23 protein-coding genes are annotated in these 22,554 nt (G+C 52.9%); 16 read left to right on the top strand and 7 right to left on the bottom strand.

What is annotated here, in order from left to right; all coding sequences use genetic code 11:
* Positions 1–35 precede the first annotated feature (35 nt).
* From WJU16_RS00970 to WJU16_RS00960, 3 genes are read left to right on the top strand one after another with little or no spacing between them, the layout of a single operon-like run.
* Entirely contained in the window at positions 36–440 is a 405-nt protein-coding gene (locus WJU16_RS00970) for a VOC family protein (protein WP_341836458.1), read from the top strand.
* A gap of 2 nt (positions 441–442) precedes the next feature.
* A complete protein-coding gene (locus WJU16_RS00965) occupies positions 443–844 on the top strand; it encodes a hypothetical protein (RefSeq protein ID WP_341836457.1) in 402 nt (133 codons plus the stop codon).
* A gap of 16 nt (positions 845–860) precedes the next feature.
* Entirely contained in the window at positions 861–1,277 is a 417-nt protein-coding gene (locus WJU16_RS00960) for a DoxX family protein (RefSeq protein WP_341836456.1), read from the top strand.
* Between the two features lie 63 nt (positions 1,278–1,340).
* Here WJU16_RS00960 and WJU16_RS00955 read toward each other — a convergent pair whose 3' ends face one another.
* The 5 genes from WJU16_RS00955 to WJU16_RS00935 are packed head-to-tail and all read right to left on the bottom strand — an operon-like array spanning position 1,341 to position 7,129.
* A complete protein-coding gene (locus WJU16_RS00955) occupies positions 1,341–2,501 on the bottom strand; it encodes an FtsX-like permease family protein (RefSeq protein WP_341836455.1) in 1,161 nt (386 codons plus the stop codon).
* A gap of 9 nt (positions 2,502–2,510) precedes the next feature.
* The gene (locus WJU16_RS00950; protein WP_341836454.1) at positions 2,511–3,749 is read right to left on the bottom strand and encodes an ABC transporter permease; all 1,239 of its coding nucleotides are present in this window, start codon (positions 3,747–3,749) and stop codon (positions 2,511–2,513) included.
* Between the two features lie 20 nt (positions 3,750–3,769).
* The gene (locus WJU16_RS00945) at positions 3,770–4,435 is read right to left on the bottom strand and encodes an ABC transporter ATP-binding protein (RefSeq protein ID WP_341836453.1); all 666 of its coding nucleotides are present in this window, start codon (positions 4,433–4,435) and stop codon (positions 3,770–3,772) included.
* Positions 4,413–5,888: a TolC family protein gene (locus WJU16_RS00940; RefSeq protein WP_341836452.1), complete on the bottom strand. Its 1,476-nt coding sequence runs from the start codon at positions 5,886–5,888 to the stop codon at positions 4,413–4,415. Before WJU16_RS00940 ends, WJU16_RS00945 begins: the two co-directional genes overlap by 23 nt.
* Complete coding sequence (locus WJU16_RS00935; protein WP_341836451.1) at positions 5,885–7,129, bottom strand: HlyD family efflux transporter periplasmic adaptor subunit; 1,245 nt, start codon at positions 7,127–7,129, stop codon at positions 5,885–5,887. Before WJU16_RS00935 ends, WJU16_RS00940 begins: the two co-directional genes overlap by 4 nt.
* 205 nt (positions 7,130–7,334) lie before the next feature.
* Here WJU16_RS00935 and WJU16_RS00930 point away from each other — a divergent pair, with 205 nt between their 5' ends.
* The 4 genes from WJU16_RS00930 (at position 7,335) to WJU16_RS00915 (ending at position 10,829) form a co-directional block, all read left to right on the top strand.
* On the top strand, positions 7,335–9,065 hold the full coding sequence (locus WJU16_RS00930; protein WP_341836450.1) for a cellulase family glycosylhydrolase: 1,731 nt from the start codon (positions 7,335–7,337) through the stop codon (positions 9,063–9,065).
* Between the two features lie 58 nt (positions 9,066–9,123).
* A complete protein-coding gene (locus tag WJU16_RS00925) occupies positions 9,124–9,753 on the top strand; it encodes a hypothetical protein (RefSeq protein WP_341836449.1) in 630 nt (209 codons plus the stop codon).
* Positions 9,754–9,771: 18 nt separating this feature from the next.
* A complete protein-coding gene (locus WJU16_RS00920) occupies positions 9,772–10,236 on the top strand; it encodes a hypothetical protein (protein ID WP_341836448.1) in 465 nt (154 codons plus the stop codon).
* 122 nt (positions 10,237–10,358) lie between these two features.
* Entirely contained in the window at positions 10,359–10,829 is a 471-nt protein-coding gene (locus WJU16_RS00915; RefSeq protein WP_341836447.1) for a hypothetical protein, read from the top strand.
* A gap of 81 nt (positions 10,830–10,910) precedes the next feature.
* On the opposite strand, the gene ggpS is transcribed toward WJU16_RS00915, so the two are convergent.
* Positions 10,911–13,169: a glucosylglycerol-phosphate synthase gene (gene ggpS / locus WJU16_RS00910; protein ID WP_341836446.1), complete on the bottom strand. Its 2,259-nt coding sequence runs from the start codon at positions 13,167–13,169 to the stop codon at positions 10,911–10,913.
* 259 nt (positions 13,170–13,428) lie between these two features.
* Here ggpS and WJU16_RS00905 point away from each other — a divergent pair, with 259 nt between their 5' ends.
* From WJU16_RS00905 to WJU16_RS00880, 6 genes are all read left to right on the top strand, one after another.
* Positions 13,429–15,156 (top strand): long-chain fatty acid--CoA ligase, encoded by a 1,728-nt coding sequence (locus WJU16_RS00905; RefSeq protein ID WP_341836445.1) that lies wholly within the window; start codon positions 13,429–13,431, stop codon positions 15,154–15,156.
* Positions 15,157–15,239: 83 nt separating this feature from the next.
* Positions 15,240–15,803: a GNAT family N-acetyltransferase gene (locus WJU16_RS00900; protein WP_341836444.1), complete on the top strand. Its 564-nt coding sequence runs from the start codon at positions 15,240–15,242 to the stop codon at positions 15,801–15,803.
* Positions 15,804–15,851: 48 nt separating this feature from the next.
* Positions 15,852–16,538, top strand: coding sequence for a DUF1349 domain-containing protein (locus WJU16_RS00895; protein WP_341836443.1), 687 nt, complete (start codon positions 15,852–15,854; stop codon positions 16,536–16,538).
* A gap of 110 nt (positions 16,539–16,648) precedes the next feature.
* Positions 16,649–19,087, top strand: coding sequence for a TonB-dependent receptor domain-containing protein (locus tag WJU16_RS00890; protein ID WP_341836442.1), 2,439 nt, complete (start codon positions 16,649–16,651; stop codon positions 19,085–19,087).
* A gap of 124 nt (positions 19,088–19,211) precedes the next feature.
* Entirely contained in the window at positions 19,212–19,640 is a 429-nt protein-coding gene (locus tag WJU16_RS00885) for a JAB domain-containing protein (RefSeq protein ID WP_341836441.1), read from the top strand.
* A gap of 97 nt (positions 19,641–19,737) precedes the next feature.
* The gene (locus WJU16_RS00880) at positions 19,738–20,799 is read left to right on the top strand and encodes a fatty acid desaturase (RefSeq protein ID WP_341836440.1); all 1,062 of its coding nucleotides are present in this window, start codon (positions 19,738–19,740) and stop codon (positions 20,797–20,799) included.
* Positions 20,800–20,991: 192 nt separating this feature from the next.
* Here the strand turns inward: WJU16_RS00880 and WJU16_RS00875 are convergent, their stop codons facing one another.
* Positions 20,992–21,282: an RNA polymerase alpha subunit C-terminal domain-containing protein gene (locus WJU16_RS00875; protein ID WP_341836439.1), complete on the bottom strand. Its 291-nt coding sequence runs from the start codon at positions 21,280–21,282 to the stop codon at positions 20,992–20,994.
* Positions 21,283–21,333: 51 nt separating this feature from the next.
* Between WJU16_RS00875 and WJU16_RS00870 the strand changes: the two genes are divergently transcribed.
* The 3 genes from WJU16_RS00870 to WJU16_RS00860 all read left to right on the top strand — a co-directional run bounded on the left by WJU16_RS00870 (position 21,334) and on the right by WJU16_RS00860 (position 22,350).
* Entirely contained in the window at positions 21,334–21,546 is a 213-nt protein-coding gene (locus tag WJU16_RS00870) for a hypothetical protein (protein WP_341836438.1), read from the top strand.
* 149 nt (positions 21,547–21,695) lie between these two features.
* The gene (locus WJU16_RS00865; RefSeq protein WP_341836437.1) at positions 21,696–21,983 is read left to right on the top strand and encodes a hypothetical protein; all 288 of its coding nucleotides are present in this window, start codon (positions 21,696–21,698) and stop codon (positions 21,981–21,983) included.
* On the top strand, positions 21,976–22,350 hold the full coding sequence (locus WJU16_RS00860; protein ID WP_341836436.1) for a hypothetical protein: 375 nt from the start codon (positions 21,976–21,978) through the stop codon (positions 22,348–22,350). Before WJU16_RS00865 ends, WJU16_RS00860 begins: the two co-directional genes overlap by 8 nt.
* The last annotated feature ends 204 nt before the right edge of the window (positions 22,351–22,554 follow it).

Raw genomic sequence — 22,554 nt, 5'->3', positions numbered from 1 at the left:
GTTTCATCAAACCATTAACCTGAAAACACACACAAATGGCAAAGAAAATCTTTATCAACCTCCCGGTAGCCGACCTGAACAAAGCGATGGCGTTCTATACGAATATCGGTTTTACCAACAACCCCGTCTTCACCGACGAAACGGCTGCCTGCATGGTGCTCAGCGATGAAATTTACGCAATGCTCCTGACGCACGATAAGTTCTCCGAGTTCACCAACAAAATGATCATCGACGCCAAAACGGGCATCGGCGTCATCAACTCCATTTCCGTCGACAGCCTGGACGAAGTGAATACCATGGCCGATGCAGCCCTGAAAAGCGGCGGCACCGAGCCCACGCCGCCGAAAGACTACGGCTTTATGCAACAAAGGAGCTTCCACGACCTGGATGGCCACCATTGGGAAGTGCTTTACATGGATATGAGCAAGATGCCCGGTTAAACATGACGCGCCCCGTATCCGCTTTCGCCGTCCACCTTTCCTTCAACGGAAACTGCAGACAGGCTTTCGACTATTACAGGAACTGTTTTGGCGGAGCGTTAAGGGTGCAAACCCTGGCGGACACGCCGCATGGTAATGAAATGGATGAAGATATGCGCAATGCGGTGGTCTGGGCCACCCTGGAAAACGAGTATTTTAAACTGGTAGGAACAGATCTCACGGAAGACGGCAGTATTATTTCTGGCAATAACGTCAGCATCCTGGTCGAGTGCCCGTCGTTCACCGAACGGACCCGGCTGATCAACAAGCTCATCAACAGGAATATCTGCGCGTTCGAATATAATAACCCGCTCATCAATGTGGTCGATATGTACCGCGTATGTTGGATATTAAGTGTTCACTAATAAAAAATCAATCAATATGAAAAAAACTAAAATCATTTTCTGGATAGCTACCGTTTTTATCTTTCTGTTTGAAGGCGTTATGCCCCTCAGTTCCCTGGTGTTTACACCGGAATATACTTACATTGGCACAAGACCGCTCGGGTATCCCGACTATTTTGCCCTCGCACTGATCTTTTGCAAAGTGGCCGGTTCTTTGGCGATATTGTTGCCCCAGGTAACCGGGCGGCTGAAAGAATGGGCCTACGCGGGGCTTACCTTCAATCTCGTATTCGCCGCTTTCAGCCACATCGTAGTAGACGGGAACATCGCTTACATCCTCACGCCGTTGGTGGTGCTGGCGGTGTTGGCCACATCTTACATCTGCTGGCACAAATTGCAGGTGGCCAAAGACAGGCGGAAGGAAGATGGTGTTTTTATGCGAAGCATGGCTTAACCGGTCACCTATCCATCCAAAATTGTAACGTGTTGTGCGGGATAAGCACAACACGTTTTTTATTTAATCTTCATGCAAAGCAACGGCAGGATAGATTTTCGCAGCCTGCCTGCCGGGGTACAGGGCGCAAAGGGTAACGAGCAGGTATAGAAATGCTGAAGCCAGCAGTATCGCGATGATATACGTTACCGCCGGAAGGTCGAAGAGCCGGAGCAGGGGGAACTGAACCGCCAGGATGATCCCTAGCAGGAGCGGAAGCGTAGTAAGTACGAAAACTTCACCCAGTATCTGCCGCGTGATACCCCCGGCAGTGGCTCCCACGGCTTTGCGCAGGCCTATTTCCGCCCGCCGCTTATTAATACTGTACCATACCACACCGTAAATCCCCAGTGCAACGTTGAGTACAAGGAATCCGCTGATCACCAGCATGAGGATCACGGGAATCAGCGACAGACGGTTGCGCGCGATCCGCTTGTCTTCCAGCTTTTCGATCTCCGTACTGGAACCGGGAAGGTGGTGCATGATGGTTTTGTAGATCTGGCTTTCGGTGGAAGGGGCGGCGCCGGCCGTTAGTTTTACCAGGAACATGTCCTGGAACCCGCTGTCGATGCGCTGGTATATGCCGGGTGTAATTTCCGCATAGTCGCCTTTGTCTTTCAGGTTATGCACAACGCCAACGATCAGCTTGTCGCCGGGGAGTATTTTGCCGAGCGGATCTGCCATTCCAAAGAATTTTTCGGCAAGCGCTTCGTTGATGACCACCGGCCGGCGCCCGGAGACGGCGTCTTGCCGGGAAAACCACTTGCCCCGCACCATTTTTGCCTCCACTGCGGCGGCAAAATCATCGTCGGCCCAGTACGACTGGGGCATGAGGGAAATATTGTTGTAGGTGAGGTTGTCGCTCATGGAGCTCATGGTATATGGACTGTTGGAGCTGACGTACGATACGGCCGCTACACCGGGCATATCTTTCAGTGATCGTTTGAGCTGTTCCGAAATCATGGTCAGCGAATCGCGGGAGGTGCCCTCGGGGAAGGTAGCGGATGCCGTCACCGACAGCACCTGTTTGTATTCGAAGCCACGCGGCGTGCGGAGATTGCCGTAATTATACACCAGCATGGTGAATACGGCGAATAGCACGATGAAGGAGACGAACAGCTCCAGGAACAGCAGGAAATGCTGTCTTTTTTTATTCCAGATGAGGGTGAGCAAATGTTGCAGCATACGGTTGTTTTAAGCGTTTTTCAATGCGGTGGCGATTTGCATGCGGCTCATCCGCCAGGCGGGGTACACGCCGGACATGCAGCCGAAAAACAGGCAAATGAGCAGGCTGACGCCCAATACTTTGTAATTGAGTGTGAGCTGGACATGGTTGAGCAATTCCGCCTTGTTCAAAATCGCGATCACGATAAATGACAACAACACGCCGATGAGCCCGCCGATCAGTGTCAGGATCACGTTTTCCACGACGAATTGTACCACCAGCGTGCCGGATGAAGCGCCAAAAGCCTTGCGCACCCCGATCTCCGAAGCCCTTTCCAGGATGCGGCTCAGGTTGAGGTTGACGAGGTTGAGCGTGGGCAGCAGCAAAAAGAACAGCAGGAAGGCGCCTATATAGATCATGAGCGTGGACGTGCCGTCAGTATCGTGGTTGCCCAGCATCATGCGGGTAAACGACGTCAGGTAGGGCTTGGCAAAACTTTCCATCTCGGTGAAGTTCTCTAGCGGCATCGGCACCTTCGACATTTGGTGCTGATATTCCGTCTGCATGGCCGGGACATCGGCCCTGGAAGGGGCCAGTAATATGGGGATAAACAGGCCATTGTATCCTTTGTTGGCGGCATGCTGCGCGGAAACCGTCCAGGGCAGGAACATATCGCCGTAAGCGAAGATCTGGGTGATGGGAACGCTTTTCACGACGCCCGCCACGCGGTATTGCACATTATCTGTTTCCAGCATTTTTCCAACCGCAGGTATGCCTTTCCCGAAGTACTTATCGCGGGTGCTTTCCGTGATCACGGCCACCCGTTCGCCTGCGTCGATTTGCGCCTGTGTATAGGGTTTGCCTTCCAGGAATTCGAACTGCAGCACTTTCCAGAACCCGGCATTGGTATATTTAATATCAATGACCAGTTTCTGATTGTTTACGTAAGTGTTGGAAGGGGAGAAGATGGAAGAAATAGCTACGGCCTCCGGCGTTTTCATGCTTTCCACATACGTATGGAGAAAGTGGTAGCTGAAAGGGCCTGTCCGCTGGCCCTGCTCCTTGGGGTCGGTTAGCTTGAGGGTCATAGAGTAAAGGCTCCGGTCGCGGTGGACGTCGGGGTAGGAGGGGCTCACCAGGTGGTCCATCACGGAAGTGAGCACCATAAGGATGGTAAGGGAAAAGCTGATGCCGAACAGCGAGATGAAAGTGAAGAATTTGCGGCGTTTCAGCACGGCTATGGCGATTTTTAAATAGTTCCTGAGCATGGGTAAAGGATTGAAGGGTTTTATTGAACCTGCGCGCCGTCGAAGAGGCGGACGAGCCGGTGCGTCTTGCGGGCCATTTGTTCGTCGTGCGTCACCATCACGATGGTGGTGCCGTCTTCCTTGTTCAGGCGCAACAGGATCTCCATCACCTCGTTGCCCATGGCGCTATCGAGGTTGCCGGTGGGCTCGTCGGCGAGAATGATGGAAGGTTTCCCTACAATGGCTCTGGCGATGGCCACGCGTTGCTTCTGGCCGCCGGACAGCTGGGAGGGGAAGTGCTTCATACGGTTGCCGAGGCCCACCTTGCCGAGGGCCTCCGCCGCCAGGCTACGCCTTTCTTTAGCGGATGATTTTCGGTACAACAGCGGCAGTTCCACGTTGTCGAGCACACGGAGGTCGTTGATCAGGTGGTAGCTTTGGAATATGAAGCCGATGCGTTGGTTGCGGAACTGCGCCAGCTGTTTGTCACGCAGCTGGCGGGTGTCGCTGCCGGCGATGGAAAGCGCTCCGCCGCTGGGCGCGTCGAGCAGGCCCATGATATTGAGCAGCGTGCTCTTCCCGCAGCCGGAAGGGCCCATGATGCTGAGGAATTCCCCTTTCGGCACGGTGAGGTTAATGCCGCTGAGAGCTTGCGTTTCTACCGTGTCGGTCCGATAGACTTTCTCAATTTGTTGCAAGTGTATCATAAGTTATCTTTTTATTTTGTTCGAAATCATATAGGGATAAATAGCGCAATTCATAATAGGCGCCCCAGAAATCCCGCAGCGCCAGGATGTAATCTCGTTTGGCCTGGTCCTTCTCCGAGAAGGCGATGCTGAGGTCGGTGATACTCAGGTTGCCGAGCACGTACCGCTGCCTTGCAATTTCGTATTTCTCCGAAGCAATGCTGTCGGCCGATGCGCTCAGTTTTACCTGTTCCTTCATCATATCATACAGTGTTACCTGCGTGGCTACCGCCTGCGCGAAGTTCTGCCGGTCCTGTTCCACCGCGTATTGCGTGAATTCCAGGTTGGCTTCCGCCGTTTTGGTGCGCGACCGCTGCCGGCCCCAGTCGAGCACGGGAATGGTGAATTTCAGCTCCACCAGCTGTTGGTTCTGCGGGTCGCGGTATACTTTTCCCAGGTCGGCGGCGCTATTGGAATAGCCGAGGTTCGCGTTGAGCGACGCATTCAGTCCGTTTTCGCCTTTCGCCTTCGCTACATCGCGGCGTGCTTCACGGATGCGGCGCTCATAAGCCAGCGATTGCGCATTGTTGGCGTACGCTTCTTCCAGCACACGGTCGGCCTGCACGATCATGTTTATCACCGCGGGCGGCAATTCGAGCTGTATGCGCCCGGCGTCTTGCATGCCGGCGTAGGCCCGCAGGTTCATGGCGGCGATTTCCATGTCGCGGCGCGCCGTGCCGGCGGACTTCTCCGCTTTCAGGTATTCCAGTTGCAATTGTAATATTTCGTTGCGGGATATTTTCCCCAACTGGAATTTTTCATCCGCGATCCGCTGGATCTGCCGTGTATTTTCCAGGTTGGTGGTGGCGATCTGGTGGTTCACCTGCGCCAGCAGCAAGTCGAAAAAATAAGCGCTCGCCTGCACGCCAACGAATTCCATGTCGGATATATACTGTTGCTTGCTTTCGGCGTACTTTACGGGCGCAATCCGGTTGTCCCACTTCATCTGGTTAAACTGGAACAGCGGCTGCGAAAAGCCGATGGTGTAAGGGATGGCGTTGTACAGTTTGGTTTTGGCATCGAAATCGTCGAAGCGCTGGAGCTGCGTGGCGCCGTAAATACGCCCTCCTGTAGCCGTGATCCCCTGGCTGAACGACAGGTTCAGCGCCGAGTTGTTATAATGCACCGGCTCGAATTTTATTGTTCCGTTTGGCTGCGTCACGGGGTTGAAGGTTTTCTGGAACCCCGGCAAAGTGCCTTCCAGCGCCAGCTGCGGCTGGTAATTCGAACGATGCGTGCGCCATTCCCAGTATTTCGTTTTGCGGACGGTTATAGCCTGCTTCGCGGCGATGGAGCCCCTGCGGGCCATGTCCACCACTTCAGCGAGCGTAAGGCGCAGGGTGTCCTGCCCGTCCGCGAAAGCAGGTAAAAGGATAAACAGGAACATGATGATGGCGGAAGGACGCGATTTCATTGGAGCGTGATTTCTTTGGCGTGTTTGAAGGCGGACATGTCGGTCAGGATGATGGTTTCCCCGGGCCGCAGCCCTTCCCTGATTTCCACGAAATCGAAATTGGCCATACCGGTGTGTACCATCCGGCGGACCGCCTTATCACCCTGCACTACGAACACCGCTACGGGCGACACGCCGTTGAAGGCGGGCCCGTTTGGTGCGCGCACCACGCGGTGTCCGGAGGCGGTTACAGGATACACGTCTACTTTCAGATGGGGGCGGAGGGAGGCGTGATGTTGTTCGTTGAGGCGGATATCGAACGTAACGGTATTGTTCTGCACAGCGGGGTGGATGGTTTGCACGCTGCCGCGGATAGTGGAATCCTGGATGCGGATGATGACGGGCATCCCGGCCTGCAGCTTGTCGGAATAGTTGTCGGCGATGGTGCCCGTCACCTTGAAACTTTGCAGATCCGCAATCCGTACCAGCGGCTCTCCCTCTCGCACGGTAGCGCCGATGTTACGGTTCACCCAGGTAACCACCCCGCCGCGGGGCGCTACAATGCCGGCGCGGTCGAGCTTCCGTTGCAGCTCGCCCAGCGCCTGCGCCTGGATGGCGGATTCCAGCTCCGATTCCCGCATTTCCACCTGCATGGCTTCCTGTTTGTTTTTTATCTCGTATTCCAATTGTGCTTTTTCATGTTTCGCCACGCGGAGATTGGTTTCCGCCTGCTCCACACTTTCGCGGGTGCCGCCTCCAGCCTTGAAAAGCCGCCGTGCGTTCTCCACGTCGGCCTGCAGCGCCTGGATGCGCAGCTGCTTGATGTTATTGCCGGTTTGCAGGTCAAAGTAACTTTTGTCGAGCTGTAGGCGCAATTTGCGGATATTATTGCGGCTCTGCTCCAGCTGAAATTTCCCTCTTTCGTATTCGGATTCAACGGCGGCTTTGTCGAGCTTCAGCAGCGGCTGGCCGGCCTGCACCGTGGCGCCTGCAGCTATCGACACTTCTAGGATAGAAGCGCTCACGGGGCTGGCGATCACCGCTTCGAACTCCGGCAATACTTCGCCGGAGGCGGTCAGGGTGTTTTCGATATCTCCTGTGCCGGTTTGCCCCGTAAGGACGGCGGCGCGGGATATGGAAGCGTGGAAGAACATGCGCACCAGCAGTAGGAGAATGACGAGGGCGGAAAGGATGCCTGCAGCGATAAGCCAGTGCTTGCGCCGGCGGATTTGTTTGACGGATGGAGGCAGTGATCTGTCCATAGGGAGTTTGAAAAATTTGACTTTCTCTTTCCAATCCGGATGCCAAACGGAATTATCTCATTATCAACCACATGTGAAATTTCATTTCGCAAAAAGCGTTCGATATCGGACAGAATTTCCGGAATCGGAACAAAAGGAAGCGGGGATGTTGCGGGAGGGAAAACAATTGGCTAATTTGACGGATCAAATCATTCCATGTTATCGTATGAAAACGTTTGTCTTATCATGCTGGCTCGTGCTGACGGGCTATTGCGCCCTGGCCCAGGGTTTTCTTAAAAGATCGGGCGGAATAATCGTCAATGAGAAAGGGGAAAACGTGCTGCTGCGGGGTTTTGGCCTGGGGGGCTGGATGTTGCAGGAAGGGTATATGCTGAAAGTTTACCGGGAAGGGCAGCAGTACCGCATCCGCGAGCGCATCCAGGAATTGGTGGGGGAGGAACGCACAGCTGCGTTTTATGACCTTTGGCTTGCCAATCACACCACCCGCGCGGATATCGACGCGCTGAAGAAATGGGGCTTCAATTCCGTCCGCCTGCCCATGCATTTTAACCTCTATACTTTGCCGGTAGATAAAGAACCAGTTAAAGGACAGGACACATGGTTGGAAAAAGGCTTCGCGATGACCGACGAATTGCTGGCCTGGTGCAAAGCCAACGGCCTCTACCTCATTCTGGATCTCCACGCTGCGCCAGGCGGCCAGGGAAACGATCTCAACATCTCCGACCGCGACCCGTCCAAACCCTCGCTTTGGGAAGACCCCGAAAACCAACGTAAAACCGTAGCGCTGTGGCGCAAACTGGCGGAACGATATAATAACGAGCCCTGGATCGGCGCTTACGACATCATCAACGAACCCAACTGGGGTTTCACCGATCCGCAAAACGACCGCAATGGCACAAAAGAGAAAAACAATGCCCCGTTGCGCAAGCTCATGGTGGATATCACCCGTGCCATCCGCGAGGTGGACAACAATCACATCGTCATCATCGAAGGCAATGGCTGGGGAAATAATTACAGCGGCGTTTTCCCGCCGTGGGACAGCAATATGGTGCTCAGTTATCACAAATACTGGAATTACAACAACGAAGGGAGCATCCGCCACATGCTGGAAGCCCGCGACAAATACAACATTCCGATCTGGCTGGGCGAAACCGGCGAAAATTCGAATGTCTGGTTCACCGAAGCCATCCGCCTGCTGGAAAAGCATAATATCGGCTGGGCCTGGTGGCCGTTGAAGAAGATCGGGATCAATAATCCGGTGGAGATCGTTGCTCCGAAGGGGTATGATAAAATCCTGCGGTACTGGTCAGACAGTGCCGCGCCACGACCGGATGCTGAAGAAGCCTGGGTAACGCTGCAAAAGCTGGCGGAAGCCACGAAGTTCAGTTGGGATCATGTGCATATGGATGTGGTGGACGCGATGATGCGCCAGCCTTCCGATCCGTCTGCAAAGCCTTTGAAGGAAATCCGCCTGGGCTTGCATACGCGGATCGGGGCGGACGTGTACGACCTGGGCGCCAACGGGTATGCTTATTACGACACCGATACGGCGAACTACCGGGTGTCTGACCCTAAGCATACGGGCGGTAACCGGGGCGGCGCTTCACGGAACGACGGGGTAGACATCTCCGCGGGAGCGGATGGCGTATACATCACCCAAATTGCGGACGGGGAATGGCAGCAATATACCATCACCTTCCCGGACCGGGCGTTTACCGTGTCTATGACCGCCCGCGGCGGGGAAAATGGCGGCAAGGTGACGATGCTGCTGGATGGCAAGCCGGTGGCGCAAAGCGTGCCAGTCCCGCCCGGGAAAGAATGGACCGACGTGCCCCTCGGCACCCTGAAGCCCGGCAAAGGAAAGCATGTGATCCGCATTTTGGCCAATACGGGCGGGTTTGAGTGGAGTTTCTTAAATTTGCAGCGGGTAAAATAATAATTATCTTAATGTTACGAAATAACAATAATAATATATATATTCGGCCCGGAATCATATGCCTCAGCAGTCAACAAAGAAGCGGTTCGAATCCTGCTGCGTAGCCTGCGACACCTGGATCGTCGCCTACCAGTCTTCTGCGCTCCCGCATCCGGTATACCTAGTTTGGTATACGGACAGGGCGAGTGGAGACCGGCTGCTTATGCACAGGAGCGGTACTGTTTTTACGGCGGAAGATGCGGCGGGAGTGGCCGCAGCCGCGGATGCGCAGTTGACGGCGCTCGTCTATCATCCGCGCTTTCCGCAGTGGCTGGAGCGGGTAGTGGAATTAACCCCGACGATCAGTAACGTGTATGATACCGATTACATCGAGCAGGCGCTGAGCAGCAAGCGAAAGCTGAGCCTCAAGGCAATGGATGCCCTGTCCAACTTCATCGATCTTTTCGGCGACTACGCCAACAGCCTGGAGAATGTCGCGCACCTGCAGGCATTCAGAGAGAACCCCGTGATCGAATCGTATATTTCCCACTATTACCGTTTCATTTTCTGGCCGCGCCTGCAACAGGGTGAGCGTTTTAAAGACGCGGAACGCCCCGCGCTGGAGACCGACCACAGCGCTTTGCTGGGCGTTTTCCGGGAAATGAAAGCCCACTTCGAAGCAGGCCTTACCCGCTTAACCGGAAACTGATCTATAAAACCTACAAAAATGCAAAACCAAAACCTGTTCGAACTGCACATCGATGATGAAAGTGCCAGTTACCTGAGAGAAACCGCCAAATGGGGCCGTTTTCTTTCCATCTTCGGATTCATCTGCCTTGGATTCTACGTACTGTTAACCCTTTTCCTGGCGTTGGTTACCAGCAGTTCCACCCGGGAAATGGAAGCGGTTTATGGCGCCAATCCTATGATGTCGTTTTACTCCTCAGGTATCGGGATGGTAGTCATGTTGGCTTACATGGGCCTGCTGTTCATCCCGCTGATGTACATGTACCGCTTTTCCACCCGCATGAAGACGGCGCTGGCGGGTAACGACCAGATCACGCTGACCAATGCGCTCGGCAACCTGAAATCGATGTTCAAGTTCTGGGGCATCTTCACCATCGTGGTTTTGAGCCTGGTAGTACTGGGTTTCATCCTCATGATGTTCGTTCTGGGCGCCAATATCGGATAATTACACAATGAGCTTTACAGGGAGCTTCCGGCCGGAGGCTCCCTTTGTTTTTTCACAAGTCCCGTTTTGCATTTCGACATACAACCTTTCTCAGGCTTCCGGTTTCGCTGTACTTTTACTGCATGACGCACGTTACCTCAAAGTTCAATTCCTACGCCTATACTGTAATGTTGACGCCGGTGTTCCTTCCCGCTCTGGGAGTGGCTTTTGTCTTTTTTATGTCGCACCGCAGCATATTGTTCCCTTTGTTTGATGGCTATGTACCGGATACTACAATGCTTTTCTATGTGACGACTGTTTTCTGTTTGGTGATGTGGTATTTCGGCGGGCGCAAATGGACCGTGCGCGTGGAGATCAGTGATTACAGCATCAGGAAAACAACTTTTTATGGTTTAGGAAAAAGCCGGGAATGGCCGTTGAAGGAGCTTGAAGGGTATGTCATCAGGGAACGGCATGTTAAGGGGTACGGGATGGTGGAAGATCTGTTGGTGAAGAAGGACGGAAGAACGGTATTGAGGATTGTGCAGCCTGTATTCCGCAATTACGGCGCATTGCGGGAAGCCGTTACAACCCAGTTAAAAAGGACTTACTAAAAGTGATGATTGCCGAATGAAAATAAAAGGCCGCCCCACTACCGGGCGGCCTTTTGCTATTTTTCATTCTTCAATACAAATTTATGATGTCTGCGCCAGTTGCAGGTTGTAGGCATGTACGCCACTGAGTTCCTGCATGAATTCGTCGGCCCAGTATTCGATATTGTAATGGCTCACGTTTTCGAATAAACGTTGCATGCGGATCTGTCGCTCCTGTTTGTTCATGGCGATCGCGCGCAGGAGGGAATCGGTCATGGAAACGTTGTCGTAGGGGTTCGTCATGATCGCATCCCCCAGTTCCACGGAGGCGCCGGCAAATTCGGACAGCACCAGCACGCCGTCTGAATTCGGCAGCTGGCCCTGTGCGGCCACGTATTCCTTGGCTACGAGGTTCAGCCCGTCGCGCAGCGGCGTGATCCAGGCGATGTCGGCGATGGCGTAGTAGGCCACCACTTCCTCGAAAGTAAACGAACGGAAGAAGAAGTGGATGGGTACCCAGTCGATCGTTGAATATTGCCCGTTGATCTTGCCGATGAGCTGTTCCAGTTCCTGCTGCACCTGCTCGTAGATCTTCATTCCTTTCGCCGGCGGTGTACAGATATTGATCAGTTCCACCTTGCCATGCAGGTTGGGATGTTCTTCCAGGAACTGCGCGTAGGCTTTGATCTTTTCCAGCGGGCCTTTTACATAATCGAGCCTTTCGATGCTGAGGATCGTCTTTTTACCGTGCGTGTTTTTCTTCAGCTGTGTGATCAGTTCTTTGGTGCTGTCTTGCTGCAGCAATTCGCCGATGTAGTCGACATGCACGCCCACGGGATTGGCGCCTAGCCTCACTTTCCGGCGGCCGGTATCGATCTCGCGGGTCATGGTGCCCGTTCCCATCGCGGAGCTGTAGGTGAGGAAGCGCGGGGCGCAGTTCACGGTTTCGGTGATCTTCACCGGCATAAGGCTTTTCACCACGTCCACGAAATTCTCCACGTAACGGGGAATGTGGAAGCTGACGTAATCGCACTGCAGCAGGCTGTGGATGATTTCAGAGCGCCACGGGATCACGTTGAAGGTGTTGGCCGCGGGGAAGGCGGTATGATGGAAGAAGCCGATTTTCAGGTCGGGGCGCAGCTGGCGGAGAAAACCCGGCACCATCCACAAATTGTAATCGTGGATCCAGATCATGGCATTGGGCGCGGCTTCCTTCGCGGCTTTTTCCGCGAAAATGCGGTTCACTTTCAGGTAGTGTTCCCAATGTTCGTGATTGAACTGGGCTTTCTCCACGAATGCGAAGATCGCAGGCCAGAAGGCTTCTTTGGAAAAAACTTTATAGAAAATGTCGATGTCATCTTTCTGCAGCATCACCGGGCTGGCTTCGAGATTCGGATATTCTTCCCTGTCGATGTAAAAGTTATCTTCCGGAGCCGGATTCTCTTCGTCCGCTTCCTGCCAGGCGATCCACAATCCGGGACGCCCGCTTTTGAAGAAGTTGGTGAGGGTAGGGAGGATGCCGTTGGGTGATTTGGGTTTCCTGCGCACCAGCTCGCCGTCTTCCACTACTGTTTCAAACGGGAAGCGGTGGTAAAGCATCACCAGCTGCGTGGATTCCGCAGGCGGTGCGGCGGGTTCGGCATGACCGTAAAACGGCCTGAAATCATCGAAATGCCGCAGTGCTTCCAGGATACCGCCCGCCCCGGGGGCGTTGGCGGTGTAAGTGTCTTCTCGGCCTTGCGCTGCGCGTACCAGTGCGGGTTCGGCGGCGCCTACTACCACACCGCGGAAGCCGCGGCCGTAGAGGGAGAGATCGTTTAAGGTATCGCCTGCTACGAGGATGTCGCTATCGGGGACCTGCAGGAGATCGGCAAGCTGCCGCAATGTGGCGCCCTTGTTGACGGAGGGGGGCAGCACGTCGAGGAACTTGTTGGCCGATAGGATAATATCGCAGCCAAGGGCCGCTTCGAGGCGGGAAACTTCCGCTTTCACGGAAGGGTCGTCAAAGAAAAAGGAGCAACGGCGTTGCTGGGGCACCGGCTGAAGGCGGATGCCTTTTACTTCGTTCATCTGGTCCATCACGGCCTGCTTGCCCGGCCATTTCAGTTCGATATTGTTCTGAATAGGTTGCACGGGTAGAAGGGTATGGCCGTCGAGAATCGTAGCGCCCACATCGCAGATGATGTAATCGGGCGTAGGTATAACAGGGTCTGCCAGGAGCGGGAGAACGGTTTCTACACCGCGGCCTGTTACAAAGATGAGACGGAAGTCAGCGTTTTGCCGGATCAGGGCATACAGTTGTTCTTTGTGGGTTTGACTTCCTCCCAGAAATGTTCCGTCTAAATCGGTCGCAAGGATCATACTAGTGTTTTTGGTGATAGAATATGTGTGAAAGCCATTAACTGGCTGAATGTGAGCGGGGTTACGGGTTGGATAGCGATCACAAAGGTACGGAATTATGCCCAAGGGGCGGGGTGACAACTTGGCGAAAATGGTGACGATTAGTCACCCGAAACGCTTGTTTCATCCATTGTTTTTTATTATATTGGCCTTAATGATACAGCCAAAACGATTATTTGACGCGGTAGCTTACCAGCAGGAAAAATTTCCGAAACCGGACATGCTTGCCTGCAAGATTGATGGAAATTGGAAACCGTTCAGCACAACAGCTGTAGCGGAAAACGCCCTTCGCCTCGCCGCAGGTCTCGCGGATCTCGGCGTCAGCGGCAACGATTTCACGCCCGAAGGGGCGGACAAGATCGGCATCATTTCCAACAACAGGCCGGAATGGATTTTTACAGATCTCGCCGTTCAACAGACCGGCGCGGTGCTCGTCCCGCTTTATCCCACTACCAACCCGCTTGAAGTGAAGTTCATCCTGAACGACGCCGCGGTGAAATACATCTTCGTCAGCAGCCAGGAGATGTACGACAAGATTCATGAACTGATGCCGGAAGTGCCCTCGCTCAAAGGCATCTACTCTTTTGACAAACTGCCCGGCGTACCGCATTGGTCGGACCTTACCGCCAAAGCCACTCCCGAGCTGGAAGCGAAGGTGAAAGAACGCGCCGCCGGCATTCCGGAAGAGCATCTTGCCACCATCATCTACACCAGCGGCACCACCGGCACGCCCAAAGGCGTGATGCTCACGCACAAAAACATCGTAAGCAACGTGAAGTTCTCCAAAGCGAGCTTCCCCTTCCCGGACGCGCCGGAAACTCGGGTGCTGAGCTTCCTGCCCCTCAATCACATCTTCGAAAAAACCGTTACTTATATCTACCTGTTCAGCGGCATCAGCATTTATTACGCCGAAAGCATGGACAAGATCGCTGATAACCTCCGCGAAGTAAAGCCCGATGGCTTCACCACCGTGCCCCGCCTCCTGGAGAAAGTGTACGAGAAGATCATGAGCAAGGGCAACGAGCTCACCGGTATCAAGCGCGGGCTGTTCTTCTGGGCGGTTGCCCTCGGCAAACAATACGACAACAACATCAGTGGCGGCGCCTGGTACAATCTCCAGCTGGCCATCGCCAATAAACTCATTTTCAGCAAATGGCGCGAAGCCCTCGGTGGTAAAATCTCCTTCATCGTCACGGGCGGCGCCGCTGCCTCGGAGAACCTTCTCCGGATTTTTAACGCGGCTAAAATTCCGGTGTACGAAGGGTATGGCCCCACCGAAAACAGCCCCGTGATCAGCGTAAACCGCCGCCACCCTGGAGGCCTGACGAAATTCGGCACCACTGGCCCGCTGCTCGATGGCGTCCACCTCAAATTCACAGAAGAAGGAGAAATCTGCGTGAGCGGCGATTCCGTCATGAAAGGTTATTACAAACGCCCCGATCTTACCGCAGAAACCGTTATTGACGGATGGCTGCATACAGGAGACATCGGCACGCTGGTCGACGGCAAATTCCTCAAGATCACAGACCGCAAGAAAGAACTGTTCAAAACCAGCGGCGGCAAATACGTAGCGCCGCAGCCGATCGAGAACAAGATGAAGGAAAGCCCTTTCATCGAACAGATCATGGTGGTGGGCAATGAACGCAAGTTCGTGAGCGCGCTCATCGTGCCTTCGTTCTCGCTGCTCAAACAATGGATGGGACAGAATAACCTACCGTTCAAATCCAACGAAGACGCCGTGAAAAATCCGCAGGTGCTGGAGATGTACCAGAAAGTGATCGACCGTTACAACGCCAATTTCAATCACGTGGAACAGGTGAAGAAATTCGCCCTGATGTCCGCCGAATGGGGCGTGGATACAGGGGAGATGACGCCGAAGCTCAGCCTTCGCCGCAAAATTATCCTCGACAAGTATAAAGACATCATCGAAAATATTTACAACGTCTGACAAGCATTTGTCAGGGCCGGCGGAACTCCGCCGGCCCTTTTTCCCTATTGTCCCCCTACCGGTAAACCCGTTAACTTAGTGACATGATACGCCCGGCTACCCCCAATGACGCACCCGTAGCGGTGCCGCTGCTGTTCCTCGCCATGGAGGAAATCGCCCGCAAGATTTCCGGCACCAACGATATGCAGGTGGTGACCCATATTTTCGAGCATCTTTTCCGCGAGCCCGGCAACCAGTATAGTTTCGAAAACACATTGATTTACGAAAGCGACAATGGCGTGTCCGGCATGATCATCGGGTACGATGGCGGCAAGCTCCACCAGCTGCGCAAGCCTGTGCTCGACTACATCCGCTGGCAAACCGGCGCGGGCGTATGCCCGGAAGACGAAACGCAGCCGGGTGAATTTTACCTCGACAGCATCGCCGTGGCACCGGGGAACCAGGGCAAAGGGATCGGCGGACAGCTCATCAATGCCGCTGTGGAAAGAGCGGCAGGCGAGGGGATTCCCAAAGCCGGGCTCCTCGTGAGCACAGACAATCCCGCCGCGCAAAGATTGTACGAGCGGATGGGCTTCCAGGTGGAATATACGATCCCCTTCGCCGGCGGGCGTTATCATCACCTCGTTAAAAAATTGCAAACGGCATAGTACCTTTTGGGGAACCTTGCGTCTTCCCTGCTCACCTGACTATTTCTCATGCTGCAACCCATCATTTCCATCCTTTTGGCAGCCATCGCGCTGCCGGCGTTTGCCGCTCATCCGGAAACGTTTGCATCGGAGGATTCCCTCCGCCTGAAAGCGCTGCCCCGCGCCCTCACTTTCGACCCCTCCAAAGGGAACCTGAAAGCCACGTCCGACGATGGGTTCATTCTTCACGCCAACAAGAATACCGACCTCTATTCCTTCGTAGACAGCAGTTTCTACGTGCACCAGGTGCCCATGGCCACCTTCCCGGCAGGCGAACAGTTCATTTTATCCGCCCGCCTGCGGCCGGAAGCCAAAGCCCTGTTCGACGGCGGCGCCCTGCTGCTGTATACCGATTCCTCCAACTGGGCCAAACTGCTGGTGGAAAGGATGGACGACGGCCGCATCATGCTCGGCTCCTCCCTCATTACCGATCGCGTGACCGACGACAGCTATCACCGCGCCGTAAATGCGCCGGCTGTCTATGTGAAAGTGGCCAGATCCGGCAATATTTTTGGCTTTTACTTCTCCGAAGACGGTAAGAAATGGCAAATCCTGCGCACATTCCGTTACCGCCGGCCACAGGGACTGAGGATAGGATTCTACGCCCAGTCGCCTAAGGGCGAGGGGATGGACCTGCACATAACCGATGTGAAATTCAGGGCGGAAGCCTTCAGGGATTTCTATTCCGGGGAGTAATATCCCATTGCCATTCATCCATTAATTCGATGTCTGAATGACAATTATCCTATTTTGTCACGATAACTTTGTAAATCAGAGACGAAACTAGGATGAGGAAACCAGGTTTTTTGATATGGAGCATCTTCTTGCTCGCAGGAACAGTCGCCAGGGCACAGCAGCAACCGGGCGGTCAACAACAACAGGCGGAGATTCTCGGAAAATTGCTCGACAATCAGACAGGCAAACCGGTTGAATATGCATCGGTGGCGCTCCTGAAATCTACGGATTCTTCCGTGGTAACGGGCATGTTGTCGAAAGGGAACGGCGATTTCGATTTCCGGAATATCGCACCGGGGAAATACATTCTGAAGATTTATTTTATCGGATATGAGACTTTCTTCAAACCCGTAACTGTCCGCCAGAGCAGCGACGTCGGCAATATCCGTCTGAAAACCACAGCTACGGCGCTGAAAGGGGTAGAGGTCGTGGGTGAGAAGCCGGCTTTCACCATGGAAATCGACAAGCGGGTGTTTAACGTCGATAAGAACTTGGCAAGCGTGGGCGGCACGGCTACCGATGTGTTGCGCCAGGTGCCTTCGGTGAATGTGGACATCGACGGGAATGTGAGCGTGCGTAACGGCAGTCCTACCATATTTATCGATGGCCGCCCCAGTACGCTGACGCTGGATCAGATACCCGCGGATGCGATCCAGAGCGTAGAAGTGGTGACGAACCCTTCCGCGAAGTATGATGCGGAAGGGATGAGCGGTATTTTAAATATCGTTTTGAAGAAAAACCGCAAAGCTGGTATCAACGGGCTAATCCAGGGTGGATATACCAGCACGAAAAGCGCCAATGCCGGTGTGGATCTGAATGCGCGGCAGGGGAAGGTCAATGTATTCCTGAATTACAGCCTGCGCGACCGCCGCTCGCCCATGAAGCAGCATATGTTCCGCAAAAACATCGACGGCAATAATATTTCATATCTGGACCAATACCAGGATGGCGAGTTTGGCCGCCGTTTCCAGAACGGTCGCCTGGGCTTCGATTGGTTCATCGACAACCGCAATACGATTACTTTATCACAGGGCATTACCGCCGGCGATTTCAACAACCTGAATACACAGGAGATTTTTGACCTGAACGGCAACCAGGAGCGCATCCAGCGCGGGGTAGGCCGTAACGATAACAAGCATAATTTCCGCAATTACGCCACGCAAATGGGGTATAAACGGACGTTTGCGAAAGAAGGACAGGAATTGACAGCCGATGTAACGTATAACCGCGCCAACAGCCGGAATAATAACGATTACAGTTTGGAATACTTTGATATGGCGGGGCAGCCGAGCAACACAAGTGCGTCGGAGCTTCGTTATGGAAAGGGGAGCGGCACCACCACATACCTCACGGCGCAGGTGGATTTTGTAACGCCGCTTTCGGAGAAATCGAAGCTGGAAGCGGGTTTGCGGAGTAACAACCGCAAGTTTAACAATGTGCTCAATACTTTCGGGAAGGATTTTTCGACCGGGGAGTTTGCGTATGATTCCAGCCTGTCGAACGATTACCGGTATACCGAGCAGATCAACGCAGCATATGTGAGCTACACGGGCGGGTACGGGAACTTCGGTTTCCAGACGGGATTGCGCGCGGAGCAATCATTTTACAGCGGCGAGATGCGGAATATAAAGGGAGCGTCTTATGAAATTGACTACCCTATCAGCCTGTTTCCCAGTATTTTCCTGTCGCAGAAACTGAGAGGCGACCATGAATTGCAATTGAATTACAGCCGGCGAATCCAGCGGCCGTGGTTCCGGGACCTGTTGCCCAATATTGAATACAACGCGAATTCTGCGCGGAGGGGTAACCCAACGCTGACGCCGGAATTCACGAATTCTTTTGAATTGTCGTATCTGAAAGATTTCGACCGGAAGGTGAATGTATTGGCTTCTGTGTATTTCCGGAATACGAACAATGCGATCACGAATTTTTATGTGGATACGACGCTGGTGCTGGACGGGCAGGAGCGCAAAGTGTTGCTGAACTACCCGATCAATGCGGACCGCAGGAATTCCTATGGCGCAGAGCTGACCGTACGCACGCAGGTGACGAAGGGATGGGATATTACCACCAACGTAAACCTGGCGCAAACAAGTGTAAGCGCGCAGAACCTGGACAACAGCGGGTTTATTTGGTTTGGAAAGGTGAACAGCAATACGAAACTGCCCTGGAACCTCACGTTGCAGGTAACGGGCGAGTATGAGTCGAAGCAGATATTGCCGCAGGGTGAGGAAGCGCCTGAGTACCAGATAGACCTGGGTTTGAAGAAAGATTTTTTAAAGAAGAAGAATTTGTCGGTGATGGTGGGATTGAATGATATTTTCAATACGGACAGGGATTTGAGCTGGACGAAGACGTCGTTTTCTGAATCGGAACGTTACCGGAAGCGTGTTTCGCGGGAGTTGCGGGTGAATGTGAGTTGGCGTTTCGGTAAAATGGAAGCGAAGATATTCAAGAAAAAGCGTGGTGAAGAAGGCAGTGGCGGCGATATGGGCGGCGGCGATTTCTGATTTCTCCGATTTTGCGAGATATTCTCTTCTAATACTGAGATATTCCCGGCCTTTTTTCGAGGGCCGGGATTTTTTTTGTTTTAGTTTTACGGCCATTGTTTGAAAAACCAATTAATTGTTTGTTATGCCAGGAGTATTTACGGCGGCGCAATGCGCTGAGCGGCCCGGGAATGGGCAGATGGGAGCATTAATATTGCAGCTCCAGCTATTTTCTAACAAGTTTGCGTGCGACCGGAGTAAGATTTGGGTGATCGGGATGAGCCGGGGAGAGGAAGTGTTGTTTACGGAGTTGATTCATGTGTCGGATAGGGACCGTCCGTTTCCGCCGGCCACGCCGGTGTTTTGGCAGGCGGTGCAGAAGCGGAGTGCGGGGGTGATTTTGGCGAAGAGCGGGTTGCCGGGGATTCCGGGGCCGCAGGAAGGGGATGTGCGGTTTATGGATAGGATGGCGGGAGCGGGGCTGAAGAAGGAATGCCCTTTGCTCGATTACTTGTTGGTAGGGGAAGCATCGTGGTATAGCATGAAGGCGCAGCAGTTGTTTGTGGTAGCGTGAATGCGGTGATTGCGTCTTATTTATGATTTAATCGGTTGATAATGACGGGAAGTCGTGAAAAAGGGTTAACTTTTTAATCAAAACCCATCAAATTACTATGCTGACGCTCCAGAACATTACCGATCCAGTGTACATCCAGCAGGAAAAAGCCAGTTATTTCGAGCGGTTTATCCGCGATCCGAGGGACGTGCCCTTTGTTCACCTGACGATCCAGATTACGTTAGTACTGGGCGTTACGGCAATACTGCTGTATATGCCATTCGTGACGGGCTGGGTTTGGGGCGTAGTTGCGGCGGTGTACCTGGTTTTCAATAACTTTATCTTCAAGGGGCCGTTTGGGTTGATGCTGCATTGCACGTCGCACCGGGTGTTTTTCAGGAAGGAATATGGGTTTATGAACCATTACCTGCCCTGGGTACTGGGACCGTTATTTGGGCAAACGCCGGAGACGTATTACAGCCACCACATCGGGATGCACCATGCGGAAAATAATATGCCGGAAGATGAGAGCAGCACGATGAAGTATCAGCGCGATTCGATGCGCGGGTTCGGCATGTACCTGTTATCTTTCTTTTTCGCGGGCGTATACCACCTGTGCACTTACTTCCACCGGAAGAACCGCAAAAAACTGCTGTACCGTTCCGTGCGCGGCGAGTTCCTGTTCATTGCGATGTGCGTGGGATTGTCGTTTGTGAACTGGCCGGCTACCCTCGTTGTTTTTATTTTACCTTTTGTTATTTCGAGGATCATCATGATGGTGGGTAACTGGGCGCAGCATGCCTTTATCGACGGCAGCGATCCATCAAACCATTACAAAAATTCCATCACCTGCATCAATACGAAGTATAACCACAAATGCTGGAACGACGGCTACCACATCAGCCATCACGTAAAACCGAATATGCACTGGACGGAGCACCCCATATTCTTCCGGAAAACACTCCAGGAGTATATCGACAACGAGGCGATCGTATTCGACGGGATCCACTTCCTGCATGTATGGCTCTGGCTGGTAACCAGGCGGTACGATAAGCTGGCCCGCCATTTCGTGAACATCGGCGACCGTTTCGCCAGCGACGAGGAAGTAATCGCTTTCCTGAAGCAGCGGACGAAGAAAATCACCGTGAGCGAGATGGAGCTGGGCGTGCTGCGGGCGTAGTGTATCGTGCAGAGTAGTAGGCGCTTCACCTTGCGTAGCGAACGAAGCCCCGCCGAGCGGGATACCCGCGCATACCGCGGGTGTCGCGCTAATGTGCACGATGCAGTGAGCTTGCATTTCCGGTGAAGCCGGTTTTCGGCCAACAAATTATAAGAATTCCAATACCGGGTGCTACTGCTGTGCAGGGGTGGGTTATTGCCTGAATGCAAGCCCCTTTTCAGAGAGCGCGGATTTCAATTTGGGGATGGAAGATGGTCCCATTCCGTGCAGCGCCAATAATTCCTTTTCTGAGTGCCGAGCCAATTGAGCGAGGGTTTTAATGCCCTGGTGTTCTAGCGCGCGTCTTGCGGGCGCGGAGAGCTGCGCGAGGACTCCTTCGGCCGGGCGCGTATCCGCTTCGCATTGCGGACAGGTCGGGCAGTCGGATGACTTGTAGTATTGGTGCCCTTTCGGGCAGGTACGTAATCTTTGCCTGGCGGACATGGGATTGCTGTTTTAATATTATTGTAAATTACGACATAAAATAGTAACACCATGTTTACCGGTATCAGGCTATTAGGCGTCTTATTTTTTGTATGCGGAATTGTCCTTGGCTTCGGAAATATCATTCACCGTCGCCGGAACCCGGAAGCGAAACGGAGCCCCTGGATCATAGGACTGGCGTTTGTACTGGAAATTGTCGGGTTTACGTTGATGCTGGATGGCTGCGGGGCGGCTTTTTTTAATGTGAAGAATCCGGTGCTATGAAGGAAAACCGTTTTATCTTAATTGCAGAGGATACGCGTTGGGAAAATGATTTCATAATAATGATTCGTATCGGAGTTGGAATTGGCTTCTGGGGTGGTGATATTCCACTGTAAAAACTCATTATAGATTCACAATATATAATAAGATTGATGGAGGCAACCAACAAACTTCGCGCGTTATTAATTTCTTACACCAAGACACAAACGTATGAAATTAATGAAGGCAGTAAGGTATCAGTAGCTGCGATTCTTCTGGCGATTAGTTTATATGAACTGGGAGAACTGCAAAATCGTGCTATATCGCGGGAGGAGGAGCAATGGTTTGAGGGCGGTTATGCCGTAGCCCGTGAGTTCGACACTTCAGATTGGAAGGATATCTCCATTTATTATGACAGAATTGTGAGTGCAGTAAAGGGTAAGAATTTTTTTCGTGCTTAATGATGTTGTTCAATTAGTGCGCCCGTTTGATGGCTCCGTATTTGAGGCCACCTGGCGGGTGGTGTCGCTGGATATAATTTCAGACAATATTCTGATGATTACAAAAGAGAAGATTCTGGTATATAAGAAGTATCATGGTGACCTGGATGATTGGTCCAGATGGGGTTCGAGAAGAGAACGGCGGAAAATAGCTGTAGAAGAATGGAGAGTATTGGAATCTTATTGTCAGGATATTCGTATTGTCCAAAATGGTTTGGCGGCGGCAGCATTTGCCGTGAGATTGGAGGGGGCATTGAAACATGATTTTGATACAGCTGCGACGATTATTTTCTTGAAGGAAATGATTATGGAAGAAGGCATGAAATAGTAGAGGTTGACGGATAATACGTCTATGTGACACGCAAGATATATGCGGCATGGTTTAAATGCTAAAATAATTAGTGAAAATAATTTTGATTATTAATTATTTCGTGTATTTTTGGCTGTAACTGAATGCATTTACCTATGAAATTGAGAATGCTTCAGAGAGAGTTAAAATAGAGGAATCCCTGCCCTTGTTGACCCGGTGAGA

This window comes from Chitinophaga pollutisoli (assembly GCF_038396755.1).
GTDB lineage: Bacteria > Bacteroidota > Bacteroidia > Chitinophagales > Chitinophagaceae > Chitinophaga > Chitinophaga pollutisoli.
This window is presented reverse-complemented; position numbering and strand designations above follow the sequence as displayed.